The organism is Phyllobacterium sp. RCAM01083 (genome assembly GCF_055685835.1).
In genome coordinates, this window is sequence record NZ_JBVFZN010000002.1 from 249,062 (window position 1) to 269,589 (window position 20,528).

The 20,528-nt window shown below is 61.5% G+C and carries 23 protein-coding genes; 17 read left to right on the forward strand and 6 right to left on the reverse strand.

Annotated features, from left to right (window positions below; translation table 11 throughout):
• Nucleotides 1-20 precede the first annotated feature (20 nt).
• From ACZ25R_RS01130 to ACZ25R_RS01210, 17 genes are all read left to right on the forward strand, one after another.
• On the forward strand, nucleotides 21-1,190 hold the full coding sequence (locus ACZ25R_RS01130) for a chemotaxis protein (RefSeq protein ID WP_464664426.1): 1,170 nt from the start codon (nucleotides 21-23) through the stop codon (nucleotides 1,188-1,190).
• Nucleotides 1,187-2,407, forward strand: a complete 1,221-nt coding sequence (fliK, locus tag ACZ25R_RS01135; RefSeq protein ID WP_472459729.1) for a flagellar hook-length control protein FliK — start codon at nucleotides 1,187-1,189, stop codon at nucleotides 2,405-2,407. The genes ACZ25R_RS01130 and fliK overlap by 4 nt, the downstream gene beginning before the upstream one ends.
• Nucleotides 2,340-2,930 (forward strand): transglycosylase SLT domain-containing protein, encoded by a 591-nt coding sequence (locus ACZ25R_RS01140; protein ID WP_472459730.1) that lies wholly within the window; start codon nucleotides 2,340-2,342, stop codon nucleotides 2,928-2,930. The genes fliK and ACZ25R_RS01140 overlap by 68 nt, the downstream gene beginning before the upstream one ends.
• Before the next feature lie 238 nt (nucleotides 2,931-3,168).
• Nucleotides 3,169-3,840: a flagellar transcriptional regulator FtcR gene (ftcR, locus tag ACZ25R_RS01145; protein WP_105735195.1), complete on the forward strand. Its 672-nt coding sequence runs from the start codon at nucleotides 3,169-3,171 to the stop codon at nucleotides 3,838-3,840.
• A gap of 122 nt (nucleotides 3,841-3,962) precedes the next feature.
• Nucleotides 3,963-5,249 carry a flagellar hook protein FlgE gene (locus ACZ25R_RS01150; protein WP_403184563.1) on the forward strand — a complete coding sequence of 429 codons (1,287 nt, stop codon included), beginning with the start codon at nucleotides 3,963-3,965 and terminating at the stop codon, nucleotides 5,247-5,249.
• A 28-nt stretch (nucleotides 5,250-5,277) separates the two neighbouring features.
• Complete coding sequence (gene flgK, locus ACZ25R_RS01155; protein WP_472459731.1) at nucleotides 5,278-6,750, forward strand: flagellar hook-associated protein FlgK; 1,473 nt, start codon at nucleotides 5,278-5,280, stop codon at nucleotides 6,748-6,750.
• 2 nt (nucleotides 6,751-6,752) lie between these two features.
• Nucleotides 6,753-7,802 carry a flagellar hook-associated family protein gene (locus ACZ25R_RS01160; protein WP_472459732.1) on the forward strand — a complete coding sequence of 350 codons (1,050 nt, stop codon included), beginning with the start codon at nucleotides 6,753-6,755 and terminating at the stop codon, nucleotides 7,800-7,802.
• 51 nt (nucleotides 7,803-7,853) lie between these two features.
• A complete protein-coding gene (flaF, locus tag ACZ25R_RS01165) occupies nucleotides 7,854-8,198 on the forward strand; it encodes a flagellar biosynthesis regulator FlaF (RefSeq protein ID WP_223615462.1) in 345 nt (114 codons plus the stop codon).
• A 5-nt stretch (nucleotides 8,199-8,203) separates the two neighbouring features.
• The gene (gene flbT / locus ACZ25R_RS01170) at nucleotides 8,204-8,644 is read left to right on the forward strand and encodes a flagellar biosynthesis repressor FlbT (RefSeq protein ID WP_472459733.1); all 441 of its coding nucleotides are present in this window, start codon (nucleotides 8,204-8,206) and stop codon (nucleotides 8,642-8,644) included.
• A complete protein-coding gene (gene flgD / locus ACZ25R_RS01175; RefSeq protein WP_472459734.1) occupies nucleotides 8,641-9,039 on the forward strand; it encodes a flagellar hook assembly protein FlgD in 399 nt (132 codons plus the stop codon). The genes flbT and flgD overlap by 4 nt, the downstream gene beginning before the upstream one ends.
• 16 nt (nucleotides 9,040-9,055) lie before the next feature.
• On the forward strand, nucleotides 9,056-9,322 hold the full coding sequence (locus ACZ25R_RS01180; protein WP_105735188.1) for a flagellar biosynthetic protein FliQ: 267 nt from the start codon (nucleotides 9,056-9,058) through the stop codon (nucleotides 9,320-9,322).
• A 504-nt stretch (nucleotides 9,323-9,826) separates the two neighbouring features.
• Nucleotides 9,827-11,917 (forward strand): flagellar biosynthesis protein FlhA, encoded by a 2,091-nt coding sequence (flhA, locus tag ACZ25R_RS01185; protein WP_464664419.1) that lies wholly within the window; start codon nucleotides 9,827-9,829, stop codon nucleotides 11,915-11,917.
• An 11-nt stretch (nucleotides 11,918-11,928) separates the two neighbouring features.
• On the forward strand, nucleotides 11,929-12,687 hold the full coding sequence (fliR, locus tag ACZ25R_RS01190; protein WP_223615458.1) for a flagellar biosynthetic protein FliR: 759 nt from the start codon (nucleotides 11,929-11,931) through the stop codon (nucleotides 12,685-12,687).
• Between the two features lies 1 nt (nucleotide 12,688).
• Nucleotides 12,689-13,099: a hypothetical protein gene (locus ACZ25R_RS01195; RefSeq protein ID WP_472459735.1), complete on the forward strand. Its 411-nt coding sequence runs from the start codon at nucleotides 12,689-12,691 to the stop codon at nucleotides 13,097-13,099.
• Between the two features lie 49 nt (nucleotides 13,100-13,148).
• Nucleotides 13,149-13,709: a rod-binding protein gene (locus ACZ25R_RS01200; protein WP_472459736.1), complete on the forward strand. Its 561-nt coding sequence runs from the start codon at nucleotides 13,149-13,151 to the stop codon at nucleotides 13,707-13,709.
• Between the two features lie 26 nt (nucleotides 13,710-13,735).
• Nucleotides 13,736-14,173, forward strand: a complete 438-nt coding sequence (locus tag ACZ25R_RS01205; RefSeq protein ID WP_308526412.1) for a flagellar protein FlgN — start codon at nucleotides 13,736-13,738, stop codon at nucleotides 14,171-14,173.
• Nucleotides 14,170-14,655 carry a hypothetical protein gene (locus tag ACZ25R_RS01210; RefSeq protein WP_472459737.1) on the forward strand — a complete coding sequence of 162 codons (486 nt, stop codon included), beginning with the start codon at nucleotides 14,170-14,172 and terminating at the stop codon, nucleotides 14,653-14,655. The genes ACZ25R_RS01205 and ACZ25R_RS01210 overlap by 4 nt, the downstream gene beginning before the upstream one ends.
• Nucleotides 14,656-14,661: 6 nt before the next feature.
• Here the strand turns inward: ACZ25R_RS01210 and ACZ25R_RS01215 are convergent, their stop codons facing one another.
• The 6 genes from ACZ25R_RS01215 to ACZ25R_RS01240 form a co-directional block, all read right to left on the reverse strand.
• Nucleotides 14,662-15,003: a PilZ domain-containing protein gene (locus ACZ25R_RS01215; RefSeq protein ID WP_346307662.1), complete on the reverse strand. Its 342-nt coding sequence runs from the start codon at nucleotides 15,001-15,003 to the stop codon at nucleotides 14,662-14,664.
• A 195-nt stretch (nucleotides 15,004-15,198) separates the two neighbouring features.
• Nucleotides 15,199-16,464: an ABC transporter substrate-binding protein gene (locus ACZ25R_RS01220; protein ID WP_472459738.1), complete on the reverse strand. Its 1,266-nt coding sequence runs from the start codon at nucleotides 16,462-16,464 to the stop codon at nucleotides 15,199-15,201.
• Between the two features lie 25 nt (nucleotides 16,465-16,489).
• Complete coding sequence (locus ACZ25R_RS01225; RefSeq protein WP_288193878.1) at nucleotides 16,490-17,326, reverse strand: carbohydrate ABC transporter permease; 837 nt, start codon at nucleotides 17,324-17,326, stop codon at nucleotides 16,490-16,492.
• Entirely contained in the window at nucleotides 17,323-18,267 is a 945-nt protein-coding gene (locus ACZ25R_RS01230) for a carbohydrate ABC transporter permease (RefSeq protein WP_472459739.1), read from the reverse strand. The genes ACZ25R_RS01225 and ACZ25R_RS01230 overlap by 4 nt, the downstream gene beginning before the upstream one ends.
• Nucleotides 18,260-19,414: an ABC transporter ATP-binding protein gene (locus ACZ25R_RS01235; protein WP_472459740.1), complete on the reverse strand. Its 1,155-nt coding sequence runs from the start codon at nucleotides 19,412-19,414 to the stop codon at nucleotides 18,260-18,262. The genes ACZ25R_RS01230 and ACZ25R_RS01235 overlap by 8 nt, the downstream gene beginning before the upstream one ends.
• Nucleotides 19,411-20,247: a metallophosphoesterase family protein gene (locus ACZ25R_RS01240; protein ID WP_472459741.1), complete on the reverse strand. Its 837-nt coding sequence runs from the start codon at nucleotides 20,245-20,247 to the stop codon at nucleotides 19,411-19,413. Before ACZ25R_RS01240 ends, ACZ25R_RS01235 begins: the two co-directional genes overlap by 4 nt.
• Between the last annotated feature and the right edge of the window lie 281 nt (nucleotides 20,248-20,528).

Here is a 20,528-nt window from a genome sequence, read left to right on the forward strand (position 1 = left end):
GATGGCTGCTGATCGGTTTTATGAGCCTGCCTCTTGGCATGGCCCGGGCCGACATGCTGTCGCCGGAACCCTATCTGTTGGTGCGCTCCATGCGCATGCTGCAGGATCAGGTGGCCTCCGGCAAGCCGGAAGCCCTGCCCATGCTCAACCGTGTGCTGGGCCATATTGCAGCGCAGCTCCAGGCGGCCAATCCGGATGTCTGGCAAAAGCCGGCCAACGCCTACGCCATTCTCATCTATCTCCTGAATGGCGGCAATCCGCAGGTCGTGCGCACCATCCTCACCACGACGAAACTGGATGGCATCAGTCCCAAGCTGGTCGCCGGTTCGCTGGCCTATGCGGACGGCAATCCGCTTGGCATTGTTGAAAACTTCAGCGAGGAGCTGCCGCCGGATGTGCCGAGCGAACTGATCGCTTCCATCTCGCTGGTGACGGCAGCACAGCTCGCCGCCATCGATGTACCGACAGCGCTGAAGCGCCTGGATTATATCCGCTTGACGGCGCCGGGAACCCTGCTGGAAGAGGCCGCCCTTCGGCGCGGCCTGATGATGGCCGCCAATCTGGGCGACAAGGACAAGGTCAGGCTGCTGGCCCGCAATTATCTGCAGCGCTTTGCCCTTTCACCCTATTCGGAGGACTTCTTCCGCCAGCTGGTGGATGCGGTCATGGTCCTCAAGGCCAAGATCAGCAATGACGAGATCGAGGAAATGGCGTCGTTGGCCTGGACCGGGGCCCGCATGCCCTTTTACCTGCGCATAGCCCGTGGTGCCATCGTCGGCGGCGACATGCAGCGCGCCCGCTTCATGTCGGAAAAAGCCGAAGCGCTGGCCCAGTCGCTCAAGGCGGATGACACGCAGGCACGGCTCTATCTCGGGATCAGCAATGTCGGCACGGAGAAGACCGACGATGCGATGAAAATGCTCTCGGAATTGCCGCGCGACCGCCTGCATGAACGCGATGTCAAACTGCTGGAAGCAGCGGCGGCGATGGGGGGCAAAATCCTTGAGCAGCCATCCGCGGATGTTGCGGAAACACCGCAGCGATCCGTTGTGAGAGCCGGTGCCGCACCAACGGACGCCAGGGCGAAGACCGGTGCACCCAAACCGGCCATCGCGGTTGATCCGATGATCGATGAAACACGCAAGAAGCTTGACGCAATCGATGCGCTTCTAGGGAAGGCCAGGAAATGACCATCGGACCGGATATGCCGCTCAGATCACTCAAGGACGCCATTGTCGGGGAGGCAGGCAAGGGAAACCGCCTGCCAGACAGGAAAGCGGCCAAGGGCAAGGACGACGCGGTTGACTTCAAGTCCATGCTGGAGGCAAAGCCGCTGCGCCTGCCGTCCGAGGCGGGCGACGGGATCGCGCCGGATGACGTCGCCGCGATGGATGACGAACCGGCGGTTGAAGCGGACGATGAACAGGCAAGCACGGGCCCGTCCGTGCAGGCCATGTTCGGCCAGTCCATCCTCGCCCTGGAACAGCTGCTTGACCGGCAGGCATCGGCCGGTGGCGGTCAGCCGGGACGAGAGAACAAGCCGCTGCGGGCACTGGACGCCAATGCCCTGACCGACGGGGAAACGGCGCTCGATACCGGCGGAAATGGTCAGGACGAACCGCTTGCGCCTCTGACCGACAGGAGATCCGCTGCGGACGGGGCTGACAAGCCGGCTGTAAAGACCTCTGCCAATCCTGATACCAAGGCTCAGCCGGACAAGGCCGATGGCCCGCAGCCGCAGCCTGCCGAAGCAGCGGCGGCCGATGCGCCCAAGGCCCGCGTCAGTGCAAAGCAGGCTCCCGAACAGGCGCCGCCGCCCGCCGTCAGCACCCCGTCTCCGGTTGCCCAGCCGGCCCCCGCCGCCGATCCGCGCGTCACCCTGACAACGCTTGCCGAGGCGGCGCCAGCAGCGCCGCAGAGCCGCCCCGCCATCGCGGATGTCCAGATCATCTCGGATCACAGCACCAGTGCGGCACGAACGCTGGTGATCCAGTTGCAGCCGGTCGAACTCGGTACGGTCACGGCCCGCCTGCGTCTGACCGGCGAAGGCATGCATATCCAGCTCATGGCGGAAAGCAGGGCAGCAGCCGAGCACCTCGCGCGCGACCACGAAGCCCTTGGCAAGGCCCTGCAGCGCGCCGGTGTTGCCGATGACGCATCCGCTGTCACCATTTCCGTGATCGATCGCAGTGGGGCCGTGGCAAGCACGCAACCCGGCCAGCAGGCCATGACCGGCCAGGACCAGCCGGCCGGGGGCCGGGGACAGGCCAACACCGGCTCGCAGGGAACGCAGGGCGACCGCTCGTCCGGGCAGCAGCATTTTGGAGACAGCAGACCCGATGAAAGCGATGACAAGACTGCCAAAGCCATGGCTGACCGCACTGTGTCTCGCGGTCTGGTCGTGTAGCAGTCTGCTGGCCGCGCACGCTGCGCGTGCCGACAATCTCTGCGAGCGCGAAATGCACCGGGCGTCGAGCAAGTACGACATCCCGATCGGCATTCTCTATGCGGTTGGGCTGACCGAAACCGGGCGCAAGGACTCGCTGCAGCCCTACGCCATGAACATCGAAGGCAAAGCGGTTTTCATGCCGTCAGCCGCAGCCGCCGTGATGAAATTCAACGAAGCGCATGGCCAGGGAGCCAAGCTCATCGACCTCGGTTGCATGCAGATCAATCACTATTTTCATGCCAGCGCCTTTCCCTCCGTGGGGGCAATGCTGGACCCGGCAACCAATGTCGATTACGCCGCGCGCTTTCTCAAACAGCTCCGGGCACGCGAAGGCAACTGGACCATGGCCGTGGCACGCTACCATGCGGGTCCCAACAACAATCCGGCACAGAAGCAGTATGTCTGCCGGGTCATGGAAAACATGGTGGCTTCGGGCTTCGGAAACTGGACGCAAAAGGCGCGAATGTTCTGCGATAAGTGAGGGTGTTAATGATCGGTAATAAAACGTGAATTTGTTGACGCGGTCATCTTTCGTTAAGGTATGACCGGTAGACATTCAGCCATGCGAGTCGCATCGCGTTTCCCTCCCGTTTTCCCTTCGGACTCCCCATTTCAGACTCCCAATTAATTGCGGTCAATTAGTTGGGGATTGTCGGCGAGTCATCGACCCCGCTAGGTGTGTGTTGTGTGGGGTTTTTACTGATTCGGAAGGTGGGGCCGTGATTGTAGTCGTCGACGAACGAAGTCTGGTGACGAGTGGGTATTCGGCGTGGTTCGCCCGCGAGGGCATTACAACAACAGGGTTCGCTCCCGATGATTTCGGTGACTGGGTTTCGACCGTCCAGCAGAGCGACATTATGGCGGTTGAGGCGTTTCTGATAGGGGAATGTGCGAACCGCAGCCAGTTTCCCCACAAGATTCGTGAGCGCTGCTCGGCGCCGGTCATTGCGGTCAACGAAACGCAGTCGCTCGAACACACGCTTGAACTCTTCCAGGCCGGTGTTGACGACGTGGTGCGCAAGCCGATGCATGTGCGGGAAATTCTTGCCCGCATCAACGCGATCCGCCGGCGCTACGGCAACGGCGATACGGGCACGCAGGTCGGTCCGATCCGCGTCTTCTCCGACGGCCGTGATCCGCAGGTCAACGGGGTCGAGTTTTCGCTGCCGCGGCGTGAACGCCGCATCCTGGAATATCTGATCGCCAACCGCGGGCGGCGCCTGAACAAGGCGCAGATATTCAGCGCGATCTACGGCATTTTCGACAGTGAGGTCGAGGAAAGCGTGGTCGAGAGCCACATCAGCAAGCTGCGCAAGAAACTGCGCGAGCAGCTCGGCCACGATCCGATCGATTCCAAGCGGTTCCTCGGTTACTGCATCAATCTCGATTGAGCCTTCACCGCTCCGCCGCCGGCGGGGCGTTCAGCAAGTTCTCGAAACATTCAAGGCGTCAGGTTCACGCAAGCATCGTCAGGTTACGATTCGCAACGGAATCATCGCGCAAGGAGACGGAAATGAGCCTCTATGGAATGATGCGGACGGGTGTATCGGGCATGAACGCCCAGGCAAATCGCCTGTCGACCGTGTCCGACAACATCGCCAATTCCAGCACCACCGGCTACAAGCGCGCCAGCACCCAGTTTGCCTCGCTGGTTCTGCCAAGCTCGGGCGGCTCCTACAATTCCGGCGGCGTCGAAACGGTTGTGCGTCACCATATTTCCGACGATGGTTCGCTGCGCTTCACCACCTCGTCGACGGACCTTGCGCTCAAGGGCAACGGGTTCTTCGTGGTCAACGACAGCAGCGGCACGCCATACCTGACACGCGCCGGTTCGTTCGTGCCGGATGCGCAGGGCAATCTGGTCAATGCGGCCGGCTACTATCTCATGGGCAATCCGATCGTGAACGGCCAGACCAATTCGGTCATCAACGGCTACCAGGGGCTTGAGAAGATCAACGTCAAGCAGAACGATCTTGTCGCCGATCCAAGCCGCAAGGGCACGTTCACGGCCAACCTGCCGGCGGGCTCCGCCGTTGTCGCTGCCGCCGACCTTCCGTCCAATGCGGCCGCCAATGCCGCCGGAACGGCAAAGTACACCGCCAAGACATCGCTGCAGAGTTTTGACAATCTCGGCAATCTGGTGGTTCTCGATGTTTACTTCACCAAGACGGGTGAAGATCCGGTCACCAAGAACGCCACGTGGGAGGCCACGGTTTACAACAAGGCCGATGCGGCGGCCAGCGGCGGCTTCCCCTATTCAAAGGCGCCCCTGGCCAGCGAAACCTTCAATTTCGATGGCGCAACCGGCAAGATGACGTCGGCCGACAAATCTCTTTCGGTACAGATTCCCAACGGTCAGATGCTCGAGATCGACATGTCGGCCACCAAGCAGCTGGCAGGCGATTACACGCCGATCGAGGCGAAGATCGACGGCAGCACCCCGAGCCCGATCGAGAACGTCGATATCGCGGCAGATGGCACCGTCGTTGCCCGCTACAAGAATGGCGCGCAGCGCGCCATCTACCAGATCGCTCTGGCTGACGTTCCCAGCCCCGACAATCTGCTTGTCCTGTCCGGCAATGTGTTTGCGACCAGCGCCAATTCCGGCGATGTGCAGTTCGGCCGGCCTGGCAAGGGCAGCTTCGGAACACTGACATCCGGCGCGTTGGAAGAATCGAACGCGGATATCGCGCAGGAACTGACTGAGATGATTGAGGCGCAGAGAAGCTACACGGCCAATTCCAAGGTCTTCCAGACCGGTGCGGATTTGATGGACGTGCTGGTCAATCTGAAGAGGTAGCATCGCAAATGTTGATTGGACCTAAGGCATGTCACTAAGCTCGGCGCTCCTTACCGCTCAGAGTGCTCTGACGACGACGTCGAAACAGACAGCGTTGGTATCCCGCAATCTTGCGGGTGCCAACGATCCCAATTTTACGCGCCGCATCGGCTCCGTCGTCAGCGGCCCCAACGGATCGACCTATCTGTCCGTCAGCCGCTCGGCCGACGATGCGCTCCTGTCCAAATACATCGAGACGAACAGCCAGTACGGCTCGTCCTCGACGCTGAAGAGCGGCCTTGACAGGCTTTCCGGCATTTACTCCGCCAACAACGCATCCGGTTCGCCGAGCGCTCTTCTGGGCGACCTGCGCGATTCCCTGCAGCTCTACGCATCGCAGCCGGGCAATAACTCCGTTGGTGAAGCAGCGGTGTCCAAGGCCGTCAACCTGGCCAATGCTCTGAACAAGGGAACAAGCGACATCCAGAAGCTGCGCCAGGATGCCGACAACGACATCAAGGATTCCGTCAGCAATCTGAACGCGCTGCTGGCAAAGTTCGAAACCATCAACAACCGGGTGGTCAACGGAACCCGCTCGGGCGCCGATGTGTCGGATTTCCTCGATCAGCGCGATGGCCTGCTCAAGGAAATTTCCGGTGAGATCGGCATCACGACGATGGTGCGCGGCGACAATGATGTCGTGATTTTCGCCGAGTCCGGGGTCACCCTGTTCGAAGGATCGCCGCGCAAGGTCAGCTTCACGCCGACCGCTGCATTTGCTGCGGGAACCACCGGCAACCAGGTCTATGTGGACGGCGTGCCGCTGTCGCACGATACGTTCCAGCAGCCCTACGGGACGGGACGGCTGAGCGGCCTGCTGCAGCTGCGCGACCAGACCGCGCCTGCCTACCAGAACCAGCTCGACGAGATCGCGCGCAGTCTTGTCAGCATGTTTGCCGAAAAAGACCAGAAGACGCCGCCGACCCTGCCGGACGTTCCGGGACTTTTTACCTATTCCGGCGCGCCGGCCATGCCTGCGGACGGAACGATATCGCCCGGCATTGCCGGGACCATCAAGGTCTCGTCGGCCTATATCCAGTCGCAGGGCGGCAGCCCGACGCTCCTGCGTGACGGCGGCACCAATCCGGCCAATCCGGATTATGTGCAGAACACTTCGGGGTCGGCTGGCTTTTCATCCCGCCTGCAGGGGCTGATCGGCGCCATCAATGCGCCGCGCAGCTACGATGCGAATGCCGGCATCACCGGCCAGAAGAACCTCCTGGACTATTCCGCCGCCTCGATCAGTTCGCTTGAAACCAAGCGCAAGGCTGCCACGGAGACCAATACCTATAACGGCGTGCTGGCATCGCGGGCCGAAGACGCGATCTCCAATGCGTCGGGTGTGAACATCGATGTCGAGATGCAGTCGATGCTGCAGCTTGAACACTCCTATCAGGCGTCGGCCCGGATTCTCTCCGCCGTGGATGCCATGTTGAACGAACTCATGAACGCGGTGAAATAACGATGAAAACCCAATCGATTTCATCTTACATGCTGGCCAATTCCACCCGGAATATCCTGGCCAAGGCGCAGGCCGACCTGATCAAGGCAAAGGAAGAGTCGACCACCGGATTCGTGTCCGACACCGGTCTCGCGCTCGGCAGCCGGACGGGCCAGTCCATCTCCCTGCGCAAGGAGTTCGACCGGTTGACGGTTCTGACCGAAACGAACAATCTGATCGGCCAGCGCATGACGACATCACAGAATGCGCTTGGCAATATGGTCAAGGGCGCGACGGATTTTCTCGGCACCGTGACCGCGCTGCGCGGTTCGTCCGACGGTCATTCGGTTGCCCTGGACAAGGCGAAAAGCGGTCTGCAGACCATGACGGGCCTTGCCAACACCAACTACAATGGCGAGTATGTCTTTGCCGGCGTGAACACGGACGTGCAGCCGTTGGACGACTACTACGCCGCAGGCAGTCCGGCGCGCGCAGCCATCCAGACGGCTTTCCAGACGCAGTTCGGCTTTCCCATGACCGATCCGCAGGTGAAGAACATCACCGCCGATCAGATGAAGACCTTCCTCGACACCACGATGACCGCCCAGTTCAGCGCCGGCTCGTGGTCCAGCAACTGGTCGTCCGCGTCAGACACCGTCGTCAAAAGCCGGATCGCGCCGACGGAGCTGGCCGAGACCTCGGTCAGTGCCAACAATGCCGGGTTCCGGCAGATGGCGTTGAGCTACACTATGGTTGCCGAACTGAGCAATATCGGCTTGAATCAGGGCGCGTTCGATGCGGTCATGGACAAGGCGATCTCCACGACAACCCAGGCCGTCACCTCGCTGACCGGCGCACAGGCGTTTCTGGGTGATGCCCAGGCGCGGACCAAGGATGCGACCGATCGCCTGACCGTGCAGATCAAGGTCCTCAACAGCTCCGTTCTCGATCTGGAGGCTGTCGATCCCTATGAAGCGGCGAACCGCGTGAATGCCCTCTCAAACCAGATCCAGGCTTCCTACGCCCTGACCGTCAAGCTGCAGAGCCTGAGCCTGCTCAACTACCTGAAATAGCTGTAGCGGGCGCGGTTGCCGTGCCCGTCTGCGCCGATACCGGAAAAACATATGTACCAGGCCCGATACAACGACATCATGGATGACGGCGCTGCCAGCGCCAAGGAGCGCGAACGCTCGCTGTTCGACCAGTCGATCATGATGCTGGAGGAAGCGCGCGACGAGGGCGCCTATTCCTTCAAGGGCATCGAAGCCGTGCATTTCACCTCGCGCCTGTGGGTGATCGTGATCGAAGATCTCGGCAGCCCGGAAAACGGCCTGCCGCCGCAATTGCGGGCGTCGCTGATCTCGATCGGCATCTATATCCTCAAGGAGCTTGAAGAGATCCGCCAGGGCCGGTCGACCGACTATGACGGCATTATCGAGATCACCAGAACCATTCGGGACGGGATCTGAACACCATGAAAATCACCCTTCGCGCCGGCGAGAAAGTCTATATCAACGGTGCAATCCTTTGCGCTGACCGCAAGGTTTCCCTCGAGTTTCTCAACGATGTGACGTTCCTGCTCGAGAGCCACGTCCTGCAGGCGGACGAGACGACGACACCGCTGCGCCAGCTCTATTACGCCGCACAGATCATGCTGATCAATCCGCTAATCCGGAATGAAGCCAGCATCACCTTCAAGCGCATGCTGGCAAACCTTTTGGCCACCTTCGAAAATCCGCTGATGCTCAAGGAGCTGAAGCTGATCGACGAGATCGTTTGCAACGACCGGGTGTTCGAGGCGCTCAAGGCCATACGGCTGCTCTATCCGCTGGAGGCACAAATCCTCTCCGGCGAGCTTGAAACCATTCATCCCACCCATTCGGATCAGCCAAACCGGCCGGAGGCAATCGCATGACCACCACACCTCCCATAGGATCATCAACCGGCAATACACCGGACACGTCCAAGACCGGCGGACCGAGCGTCGACTACCAGTCCTTCCTGAAGCTGCTCGTCGCGCAGATGAAGAACCAGGACCCGACACAGCCGATGGACGGCACGCAATACGTCGCGCAGCTCGCGCAGTTCTCCAATGTCGAGCAGGCGACGCTGATGAACAAGAAGCTCGACCAGATTCTCGCCAGCGCCTCGCTTTCCCAGGCGGATGGCGTTATCGGCAAGACCGTCACCAGCGCCGACGGCAAGGTCACCGGCGTGGTGGAATCGGTGAAGATCTACAGCGACGGCATGATCGCCACACTCAAGGGCGGGGCCACACTGCCGATCACCGCCGGCATCGTCATCAGTTGACCGCCCGCCGCCGACCATGAATGAGGCCGATGCGCTCGACATCGTCAACCAGGCGATCTGGACGGTGATTGTCGCCGCCGGTCCGGCCGTCGGCGCCGCCATGCTGGCGGGCGTCATCATTGCCCTGTTTCAGGCCCTGACCCAAATCCAGGAAGTCACGCTGACCTTCGTGCCGAAGATCATCGTCATTCTCGCTGTGCTTGCGCTGACCGCCCCCTTCGTCGGCTCGCAGATCAACACGCTGACCCTGCTCACCTATTCGCGGATCGAAAAGGGCTTTTGAGTCTTTGGTGCTTGGTTCGACAGGCTCACCATGAGGGAATCCAGCGCTCTGCAAAAATGCAACCTCCCTCATCCTGAGCTTGTCGAAGGGCGCGCGACAGCTATGCAACGCATCCCTCATCACAAAAAATCACGCCAACTTATCCACCACATCCCGACCCGCATTATTCTCATCCCTGTCCTTTCCGGCGGGAATGCTTCCGGAAACTTTCGAAAGTCGGGAAAGGACCGGCGCTTCGGCCTCACAGGGAAGAAAACCTGTGCGGCCGGAGAGGGAGCGTTCAATGATGCCGCATTGAGCGAAACCGGTTGCCGGGGCGGGTGGTCCCCAGGATCGCAAGCATAGCATAACAGAATACCCAAGACCCGCGTTCCAGGGACCGCCCGTCTTTCCCACCTTCTCAATGGCCAGACGCGAAAGCGGGCGTGGCAACCGGTCGACGTGGCCGCTTTGGCTTCGCGTAAGCTTCGCTCCCTATGCTTGCTGTGATCATAGGAGAATGCTGTGCAACAGGCTGCCGTAAAGAAACTGGGCGACAAGGGCTATCTGACCGGCAGCGACGTCGGGCTGGCGCTTGGCATCGTCATCATTCTGACCGTGCTCTTTCTGCCCGTCTCGCCGATGGTGCTCGATATCGGCCTGGCCTTTTCCATTGCGCTCTCGGTTCTCATTCTCATGGTGTCCCTGTGGATCCAGCGCCCGCTCGATTTCTCGGCGTTTCCGACGGTGCTGCTGATTGCCACCATGATGCGCCTGTCGCTCAACATCGCGACAACCCGCGTCATCCTCACCCACGGCGATGAAGGCTATGCCGCCGCCGGGCAGGTGATCCACGGTTTCTCCCAGTTCGTTATGGGCGGCGACTTCGTCATCGGCCTCGTGGTCTTTGCCATCCTGATCATCGTCAATTTCCTCGTCATCACCAAGGGCGCCACGCGCATCGCGGAAGTCGGCGCGCGGTTCACGCTCGATGCCATTCCCGGCAAGCAGATGGCAATCGATGCGGATCTTTCCTCCGGCCTGATCGACGAAAAGGAAGCGCAGCACCGCCGCCGCGAGCTGGAAGAGGAAAGCGCCTTTTTCGGCTCGATGGACGGTGCGTCGAAATTCGTGCGCGGCGATGCCATCGCCGGCCTCATCATCACCGCCGTGAATATTTTCGGCGGCATCATCATCGGCGTCACCCGCCACGGCATGGAAGTCAGCCAGGCGGCCGACGTCTTCACCAAGCTTTCCGTCGGTGACGGTCTGGTCACGCAGATTCCGGCGCTGATCGTCTCGCTGGCGGCGGGCCTGCTGGTGTCCAAGGGCGGCACGCGGGGCTCCACCGACAAGGCCGTCTTCGGCCAGCTCGGCGCCTATCCCAAGGCTCTGTTCGTTGCCGCCCTGCTGCTGTTCGTGCTGGGCGTGCTGCCGGGTCTGCCCTCCTTTCCCTTCTTCGTTCTCGCCCTTGGTCTCGTCGCCATCGGTATTGCCGTTCCGCGCAAGATCGCCCGGGTGGCGGCAGCAGCCGTAGCCGAGCAGAACCAGAGGAAGAAAGAGGCGGAGGACGAAGATCGCAATTCCGTCCGCGCCTCGCTCGAAACGGCGCAGATCGAGCTGTGCCTCGGCAAGCAGCTGTCGACCCGCCTGATGGCCTCGCAGCTGGAGCTGGCGCACCGCGTCAACAAGATGCGCAAGAAATTCGCCACCGAATACGGCTTCGTGGTTCCCGAGATCAAGGTCACCGATGATTTCCTCATCCCGCCGAAGGTGTACCGCATCAAGATCCACGGCACCGTTGTGGTCTCGCAGGAGCTGCGCGTCGGTGAAATCCTGGTCATCCCGGGCGACCGGCCCATTCCCGAAATTCCCGGCGAAGAGGTGCGCGAACCCGCCTTTGGCATGAAGGCCTATTCGGTGCCGGAAACCTTTGCCGCCGATCTGAAGCGCGACAACTACATGACCGTCGACAATCTCTCGGTGCTGCTGACGCACCTGAGCGAGATCGTCCGCAACAATCTGGCGCAGCTCCTGTCCTACAAGGACATGCGCGCGCTGCTCGACCGGCTCGGTCCGGAATACCGCAAGCTGCTTGACGACATCTGCCCCGTGCACCTGTCCTATTCCGGCCTGCAGGCCGTGCTCAAGCTGCTGCTGTCGGAGCGCGTGTCGATTCGCAATCTCAACCTGATCCTGGAAGCCATCGCGGAAGTCGCGCCGCATATCCGCCGTGCGGAAATGATCGTCGAGCATGTGCGCATGCGCATGTCGCAGCAGATCTGCGGCGATCTGGCGGACAATGGCGTGCTCAGCGTGCTGCGCCTCGGCAACCGCTGGGACATGGTTTTCCACCAGAGCCTCAAGCGCGATGCCAAGGGCGAAATCGTCGAGTTCGACATCGATCCGCGCCTGCTCGAACAGTTCGGCACCGAAGCCAGCACCGCCATCCGCAAGCATCTGGACGCGGGCGAGCGCTTCGTGCTCGTCGCGTCGCCGGAAGCGCGCCCCTACATCCGCATGATCATTGAGCGGCTGTTCGCCACGCTGTCCGTGCTGTCCCATGTGGAGATTGCCCGTGGCGTCGAAGTGCGTTCGCTCGGCACGATCTCGTGAGGCCTTGATCGATGCTGCAGAACTTGGCGCTCAGCGACATGGTGATCGCCGCCTTTCTGGTGTTCGCCCGCGTCGGCTCGTGCCTTCTGATCATGCCGGGCATTTCCAGCCCGCGCATTCCCATGCAGATAAGGCTGTTTCTCGCCCTGACCTGTTCGCTGATGGTGGTGCCGCTGGTGTTCAAGCAGATGGCGCCGGTGGCCAATGCCGCGCCGCTGGTGTTGATGCGGATCATCCTTATCGAAGCCGTCGTGGGCGCGCTGATCGGCATCCTGGCGCGCATGTATTTCTGGGCCCTGCAGTTCATGGCCAACACCATTGCCATGGCGACGGGCTATTCCGGCGCGCCGGGGGCGGGCATCGAATCGGAGGAGCCGCAGGCGGCCATCGCCACCATCGTCACCTTGTCGGCGCTGCTCATGTTCTTCGTGATGGATCTGCATCTCGAGGTGCTGCGCGCGCTGCTTTCATCCTATTCGGCCATTCCGGTGGATGGGGTATTCCAGCCCGCAACCGCCATGGTCAACCTCACCGATACGCTGTCCAAGGCCTTCTTCAGCACCATCCGCATCGCCGCGCCGTTCATTGTCTTCGCCATCGTGGTGAATATTGCGGTCGGGCTGATCAACAAACTGACGCCGACCATTCCCGTCTACTTCATCTCGATGCCGTTCGTTCTCGCCGGAGGCTTGATGCTTCTCTATTTCAGCATGCCGGATCTCCTGCGCTTCTTCACCAGCGAGGCCGGCACTTACCTACGGAACTTCTAACATGAGCATCAGGCCCGGCTCGCGCCAATCCCTGCGCGGAATGATCAAACTGCAGCGGCTTACCAAGGCCCGGCACGAGATGGCGCTGGCGCGCCTGAATGCGCAGTCCTCGGCCATCGCGGAAGAGAATACGGCGCTGTTCAGGATGCAGAACGACCGCTTCGAGAATGGCGCCGGGATCGTCCCGCCCGATCTCGTCATGAAGCGGCTGGAAACCAACAAGGCGAAGCAGGCGGGCCTGTCCGAACGGATGGTGCGGGAAAAGCGCGATCTTTTGGCGGTGTCGCGCACCATCGATATTCTGTGCGACCGCCTGCGCCAGCTGGAACAGGCGATGGAACGGGCCGCTGCTGCCGAGGAAATCGAGGAATATGTCATCCATACAATCGTTGGCGGCACAAGCCTCCCGTAAGTTTGGCGCGGTAAGGTACGAAGCATGAAACACGATGGGACAGTGACCGATGGCCATTAATCCACCTTCCGATCTGGTGCTGGATGTTGCCAATGCAGCCGATCCGGCAACCCTGCAGGCGTCGGTCGAGAAGCTTCGCAGCCTTGCAGCGGCGCGCGTCGAAGCCCAGACACGGCTGTCGCGTGAGACATTCGCGTCCATCCAGCAGGCCGGGACACCAACGGTTTCCGTCGGCAGCACCAGTGCGCCGGGCGCGCCGAACCCCGCCTACAAGAAATTCGAGTCGTTCATGCTGCAGTCCTTTGTCGAATCCATGTTTACCGGCGACAACCAGGCCGTGTTCGGCAAGGGCATTGCCGGTGATTACTGGAAATCGATGATGGCGGAGGCGGTGGCCAAGAAGATGGCCGATGCCGGCGGCATCGGCGTGGCGCGGATGCTGGAACAGCAAAGCGCCAACAAGGCGAAAAGCGCGGCGGCGAGTGCCGCGCCTGCGGTCTCCGGCGATCAGACCCCGGACCCGAATGTCATTTTGTACCAGATCGAACGGCAACTCATTCACAAGCAATTGAAGACGACGAAACCTCTTGACGTGATCAAACGGGGCTGATGCCGGCAAGATTGGAGGAAATGAATATGGATATAGTCAACGATAATGAAGAGAACGGCACCGTGATCGAACACGCTCCCCTTGTACCCGAGGTCGAACCGGCGCTTGAGCCTGTCCTTTTTGCCATCAAGCGTCTCGAAGAGGTCGTCGAGCGCGAAACCAAACTGCTGCTCGATGGCGAGACGATCGATCTTGCCGAAATCAACTCGCACAAGAGCCGTGGCCTGCGCGATTTCAACAAGGCGATGAACAAGGCTGCGAAAACCGCCGGCGTGCCGGCGCTGAAATCGTTGCAGCCGGTGCTGGATGCCTTGAAGCAGAAGCTGGACCGCAATTGTGATGCGATCAAGCTGCATCTGCGTGCCGTGACCGAGCTGACCGGCCTCATCCGGGATGCGCTGGAAACGCAGGAAGCCGACGGCACCTATACCGCCCAGCAGATGAGGAACGGGCAAGGCGCATGATCCGTATTGTCCTGATCGGCCTCTGGATCTGCGGCGTGGCGCTGGGATCGCTGTATTTTGCCGTGTGGCAGAATTCGGCGACGGCGGCTGTGTCGTCGCAGAGCAAGGATGTGCTCGATTTCGGCAAGACCGACAGTTTCAGTGTCCCGATCATTCTGGACGGGGCAGTGGAAGGCTATATCGTGGTGCAGCTCGGCTATACGCTCGACAGCCGCGTCAAGGCCTCGGTCACCGTGCCCGTTGCGCCGTTCATCAATGATGAAATCTTCCGCCAGTTCTACGGCCGCTTTTCCGATGTGAAAGACGTGCAGAAGGTTGAATTTGCCAGCGTCAAGCAAGCGGTCATCGACGGGGTCAACGCCAAATTCCCCGAACCGCTGGTGCGCGATCTTCTGGTCGAACAGTTCAACTACATCACCGCCAAGGAAATCCGCGACCAGAACACCAAGGGCCTGCAGCGGCAGGCACCCGCGGCACCCTGATCCGCCTCACAGGGAATAGTATTTTCCGGCAAGAGCGCTGAGGACGGCTTCGCTCAGCGGTGTCACATTCGCATCCTCGATGAAGCGCACGCCGAAGTCGCCATCCCGGTGCCAGACAATCTCGGTCATCAGCGCCCCGCGATACTGGTCGTCGAACAGCCAGAAGCGGTTGGGAATGGTGCAGGGCCCCACGGTGCGGATGCGGGCACCGCCGCCGGCAATGTTGTGAAAGTGGCACTCGGTCAGAAACTGGCCTTCAAGCGTTGCAAGCTTTCCTGAGCGCAGGCGTGTCCGCTTGCGTTCTTCAATACGCTTTTCCGTCTTGTGGCCGGATTCGGTTGGTGGCATCGATGGCTGGTCCAGCAAGGATTGATGGTCCGGCGCGAGTACGTATCCGGGATACATATTTCAAGCCGGTGGTTGTCCCTGATGGTCATAGTCTCAAACCATTGCAAAACCGTTATACCAAGTTGGCAAATGCGTGTGATGCGGACAGTCGCCTTGTCCCGGCGGGCAGGGCGCCTGTCCTTGATTGAGCCGGTGTCAGCGGCGTGGCAGAAGCTTCTGGACCTCGTCGGCCGCGTTGTTCAGGGCTTCCTGCGGTGTGGCCGACTGTTCGACGACCCGCGAGAGGTTGTCGACGATGGTCTGGGTCACCTTGACGCCATTGGTGCCGGGGAAGGCATACCAGGGGATCATGCGGTTCATCTGGTTGAGGCCAGCCTGAAACAGCGGGTTCTGCTTGTAGAAATCGGCGAGATAGTCCGGCGACTTCGCAGCAAGTTCGTTGTTCGGCACATAGCCGGTGCCGGGAACCACCACCGAAGCGCCGTAGGGACCGGCGGCGAATTTGGCGAATTTCCATGCGGCCTGCTGCTTGGCGGCATCCTTGGTCAGGATGACGACGGCATTGCCGCCCGTGGGCAGATGGCCCTTTTCCGGATTGAGCAGCGGCAGCGGGCCGGTGCGCAGGTCGAACTTCGTGCCGACATTCTTGATCGTGTTGCGCAGCGCACCCGTGGTCTGGAAGGCAAAGCCCACCTTGCCGGCAACGAAGGCCTGTTCACCCGCCTGCTTGGTCAGGACAGGCATGCCGCCCTCCTTGACCAGACGGCTGACGAGGTTGAAGGCGGCGATGCCTTCCGGGCCGTTGAAGGCGACTTTCTTTTCATCCGGCGAAAGCATGGTGCCGCCGGCGCCGAACAGCAGGGCGGAGAACATCCAGTCATCGCCCTGCCAGCGGAAATCGATGCCTTCATTGCCGTTGCCGAGCGCCTTGACCTTGGCGCCGAGAGCAATGACCTCGTCCCATGTCTTCGGAGGCTGGTCGGGATTGCCGCCCGCCTGCCGGATCAGGTCGGCATTGTAGTACATGATCGGGTTGGAGGTGGCGAAGGCAAGGCCAACCTGCTGGTCGCCGACCTGGGCGAGGCGAAGGATGTTGTCGCTGAAGCCCTGGGCCGCCATATCAGGCTCCTTGGCGATCAGCGGCTTCATGTCGACATTGACGCTGCGCTCGGCAATCATGCGCAGGCGGTTGAGGCCGATGAAGGTGATATCAGGCATTTCGGCGGTACCCGCCTGCCGCAGGATCGTCTGGATGCCTTCCTCATAGGTGGCCGAGGGGCTGACGAAGCTGATCTTGATATCGGGATTTTCTTCCATGAACTTCTTGGAGATGACATCCATCACATCCTTGAAGAAACCGGGCATCGGGTAATGCACGTTCAGGGTGGTTTCCGCGAAAGCGGGAACACTGAACGCGGTGGCGATCGCGGCTGCCGCAATCGTCTTTCGGAAGAAGCTCATTGTTATCTCCTGGTCTTGGGAACGGTCAGCCTTTGAGGCCGGTGAGGGTGATGCCTTCGATGAAACGCCGCTGCGCCAGCAGGAAGGCGGCAACGAGCGGCAGGGTGATGATGAGGGTTGCGGCCATCAGCGCGCCGTAGTCGTCGCCGGCTTCGGCGGCGCGGAAGAACAGGAGGCCCAAAGGCGGTGTCGCCCGTTCGCTGCCGGTGATGACGATGAGCGGCCAGAACAGGTCGTTCCAGTGCGCCACCACCGAGAAGATGGCGAAGGCGGTGACGGCCGGCCAGGCATTGGGAACGATCACCCGGTTGACGATGGCAAGCTCCGACATGCCATCGAGCCGGGCGGCCGAGATCAGGTCGTCCGGCATGGCGCGGAAAAACTGCAGGAACAGGAAGATGCCGAAGACCGAGATGAAAAACGGCGCGGACAGGGCAAAATAGCTGTTGAGCATGCCGGCTTTGTTCAGGGCGACGTAGATGGGCAGGGCGGTCGCATGAATGGGGATGAGCAGCCCGAGCATGACAAGCGTCATCATCGTGCGGGCGGCGCGGAATTTCAGCTTGGCCATGGCATAGGCACAGGGAATGGCGATGACCACCTGGAAGAAGAAGATCAGGCCGCAGACCACAAGCCCGTTCCACAGGAGCTGGCCCATCGGCACCCGGGTGAGCGCCTTGGCAAGGTTTTCCCATAGCGCCCAGTGCTGCGGCAACAGGGTGAGCGAGGACGAAAAGATTTCCTCGCGGGATTTCGCCGCCGTGGAAATCATCCAGATATAGGGCGCCAGGAAGACGAGCGCTCCGGCCGAAAGCATGGCCAGACGCAGGTTGCGCATGGAGAAGAAGGCGGTGTTTTTCATGTGTAGTGCACCCGTCTGTCGAGAACCCGGTATTGGACGAGCATCAGCACGATGAGGAAGGCGAGGAAGATGACGGTCATGGCCGAGGCATAGCCGACGCGCAGATAGACGAAGCCCTCCTGATAGATGGTCCACAGAAGCACTTCCGAAGCCTTGTTCGGGCCGCCTTCGGTCAGCGTCTTGACCGTCTCGAACACCTTCACCGCGTTGATCACGCTGATCGTGGCGACGAACAGGGTGGTCGGTCCGAGCATCGGCCAGGTGACGAGCCGGAAGCGCTCCCAGCTGCCCTTGGCGCCATCCACTTCCGCCGCGGCATAAAGTTCGCGCGGGATGGCGGTGAGGCCCGCGAGAAACAGCACCATGTTGAAACCGACCGACTGCCAGATGCCGATGATCGCCAGGCTGATCAGCACGGTGCTGCTGCTGCCGAGCCAGTTGGGACCGGCAATGCCGAGCATGGACAGCATGGCGTTGACGGGGCCGATGGTCGGGTGCAGCAGGTACTGGAACACCGTTGCCATGGCCACCAGCAGCGAGGCGACGGGCAGGAAGTACACGGTGCGGAAGAAGGCGCGGCCGCGTGTCTCGCTCTCGATGAGGAGAGCGACGCCAAGTCCGATGAACACGGAAAAGGGCGTGACGATGGCGGTATAGACGGCGGTGTTCTTCAGCGAGATGAGGAACGTCCGGTCGGCGAAGAGCTCGATGTAATTGTCGAGGCCGATGAACTGGAAGTCGTCGTAGCCGAGCTCATAATTGGTCAGGCTGAAGACAAAGACGGCGAGTGTCGGCAGCAATATCAGGACGATGATCAGCAGGATTGCCGGTGCAGCCAGCTGCCAGGCCACGCGCTCTTCGCGTTTGGCGGCGCGGATGGCTGCCTGCCGGGCGGTGGTCCGGCTGGCGGAAAGATGATTGGGTATCGCGGTCTCATGCATCGACGGCAACCCTTGCCGTTGCCCGCAGCGGCACGCGCAGCCCGTCCTGCCCGAAGACGAGGCAGGCATCCCTGTCGATCTCGAGCGTGACCGGCGATCCCATACCCAGATGGGTGACGTCGGCCGGGGCGGCCTTGATGACAATGCCGTCCCCGGCGCCATCGGCCTGCGTTGTCACCAGCACTTCCGAGCCGAGGAACTCCAGCCGGGTGACGGTGGCGGCAATGCCCTTGGCGCCCTGCGGCCTCAGCCTGATGCGCTCCGGCCGGATTGCGAGCTGGACCGGCGTGCCGACCGGACCGGTGACGCCGTCGACCACGGCCTTGCCGCTGAAGAACACCGTGCCATTGTCCGCGGTCACGGCATCGATGATGTTGATGCGCGGGCTGCCGACGAATTTTGCCACCTCGACATGGCGCGGATCGTCATAGATCTCGGCGGGCGAGGCGAATTGCAGCACCTTGCCGCCCATCATCACGGCGACCCGGTCGGCCATGCTGAGGGCTTCCGACTGGTCGTGCGTGACGTAGATGGTCGGCACGCCGGTGCGCCGGTGCAGGTCGACGATCTCCGCGCGGGTGTGCACGCGCAGATTGGCGTCGAGATTGGAAAGCGGCTCGTCCATCAGGAACACGCCGGGCTGGCGCACCAGCGCCCGGGCGAGCGCCACGCGCTGGCGCTGGCCGCCGGACATCTGCCCCGGCTTGCGGTCGAGCAGGTGGTCGATCTTCAGGCTGGTTGCCGTGGCCAGCACCTGCTGTTTGATTGCCGCCTGCGCGGCGCTTCTGCCCGCGGTGAAACGGCCAAGCAACGGCATGCGCTGCAGGGTGGAAAGCGTGCGCATGGCCAGCGGCACGGCAATGTTCTGCTCGGCGGTCAGGTGCGGATAGAGCGCATAGGACTGGAACACCATCGCCACATTGCGGTCGGCCGGGTGCTCCGCCGTGATTTCGCGGTCGCCCATCCAGATGCTGCCGGCATCGCCATGGTCAAGACCGGCGGCAATGCGCAGCAAGGTGCTCTTGCCGCAGCCGGATGGCCCGACGAGGGCGATGAACTCGCCGTCTTCCGCTTCGATGCTGACATCGTTCAGGATGCTGTTCGTGCCGTAGGATTTCGAGATGTTCCTGAGGGCGAACGCGCTCATGCGGCTGTCTCCGGTGCCTGCGCGATGCGTGCACGCGGATAGACCTCCTCGACGACGTCATCGAGGATGAAGCGCGAGAGGCTGCCGATCTCGACGATGTCTGTTGCAACCGTGTCGGTCAGCGTATGGATCGCCGCGCCGACAATGCGCTGGCCGGGCATGTCCCGCTCCATGTCCCCGACGACGAACGACGAAGCCGGGGCCCAGACGAGACTGGTGTCGTTGTGCATGCCCTGCCAGGCGCGGTGCAGGTGCCCGCTGGCATGCAGGGCCACATCATATTCCCCGATCAGGTCGAGCAGCCGTTTGCGCGGCGCAGGGCGAACGCTCCAGTAACCGGTTTCGCCTTCGTCGGCCGCGTCGACAAACAAGGGCTTGTGCGCGAAGAGGGCGATGCGGCGGGTCTCCGCTTCGGCAAGGGCGTCCTCAAGCCAGTCGAACTGTTCTTCCTCTTCGAGGCTGTCATTGCCGAGGATCAGGCTGTTGAGGCCGACCAGCCGCCAGCCGTCCATGTCGTGAATCCAGCGGTCCGGCCCGACCATTTCGCGCCAGCGGTCGATGCGCGTGGCGTTGACCGGCTGCGGGCTGCCGGGCATGTGGCCGATGTCGTGGTTGCCGGGCAGGCTCAGGACCTTGACGGGAAGCGCGTTCAGCAATCCGGCGGAGAAGGCCAGGTCATCCTCGATATCCGCGCCGTCGATGGACAGGTCGCCCGTGTGCACCACCAGGTCCGGTTTCTGCTCCGCGACCCATTGGGCCAGGGGTGACCAGTTGGCGTTGAAATGGGCCTTGGAGGGGCTGAGGTGAGTGTCGGTGATCTGGATGATCCGCACAGGATATCTCTCTTCAAAATCGAACAATGGGGGCGCATACGGTGCTGGGGGAAAGCCGTTTTCGACCCGACCCGGCGCGGGGTCTTCTTAGGCTTGGTCTGTGACAGCTGCGTTTCAAGCCAATGACAATTCAATGAACCTCGTTGCCCCATGCGGGGCGGACAGGGCGGATAGGCCGGCCGCAATTTCTGCTCAATCAGCGGTGAAGATCACGCCGTTCACCATGGTTGTTTACACCTTATCAACCTCGGCCTCAGTAGTCTCAACCGACGCCCAACCCG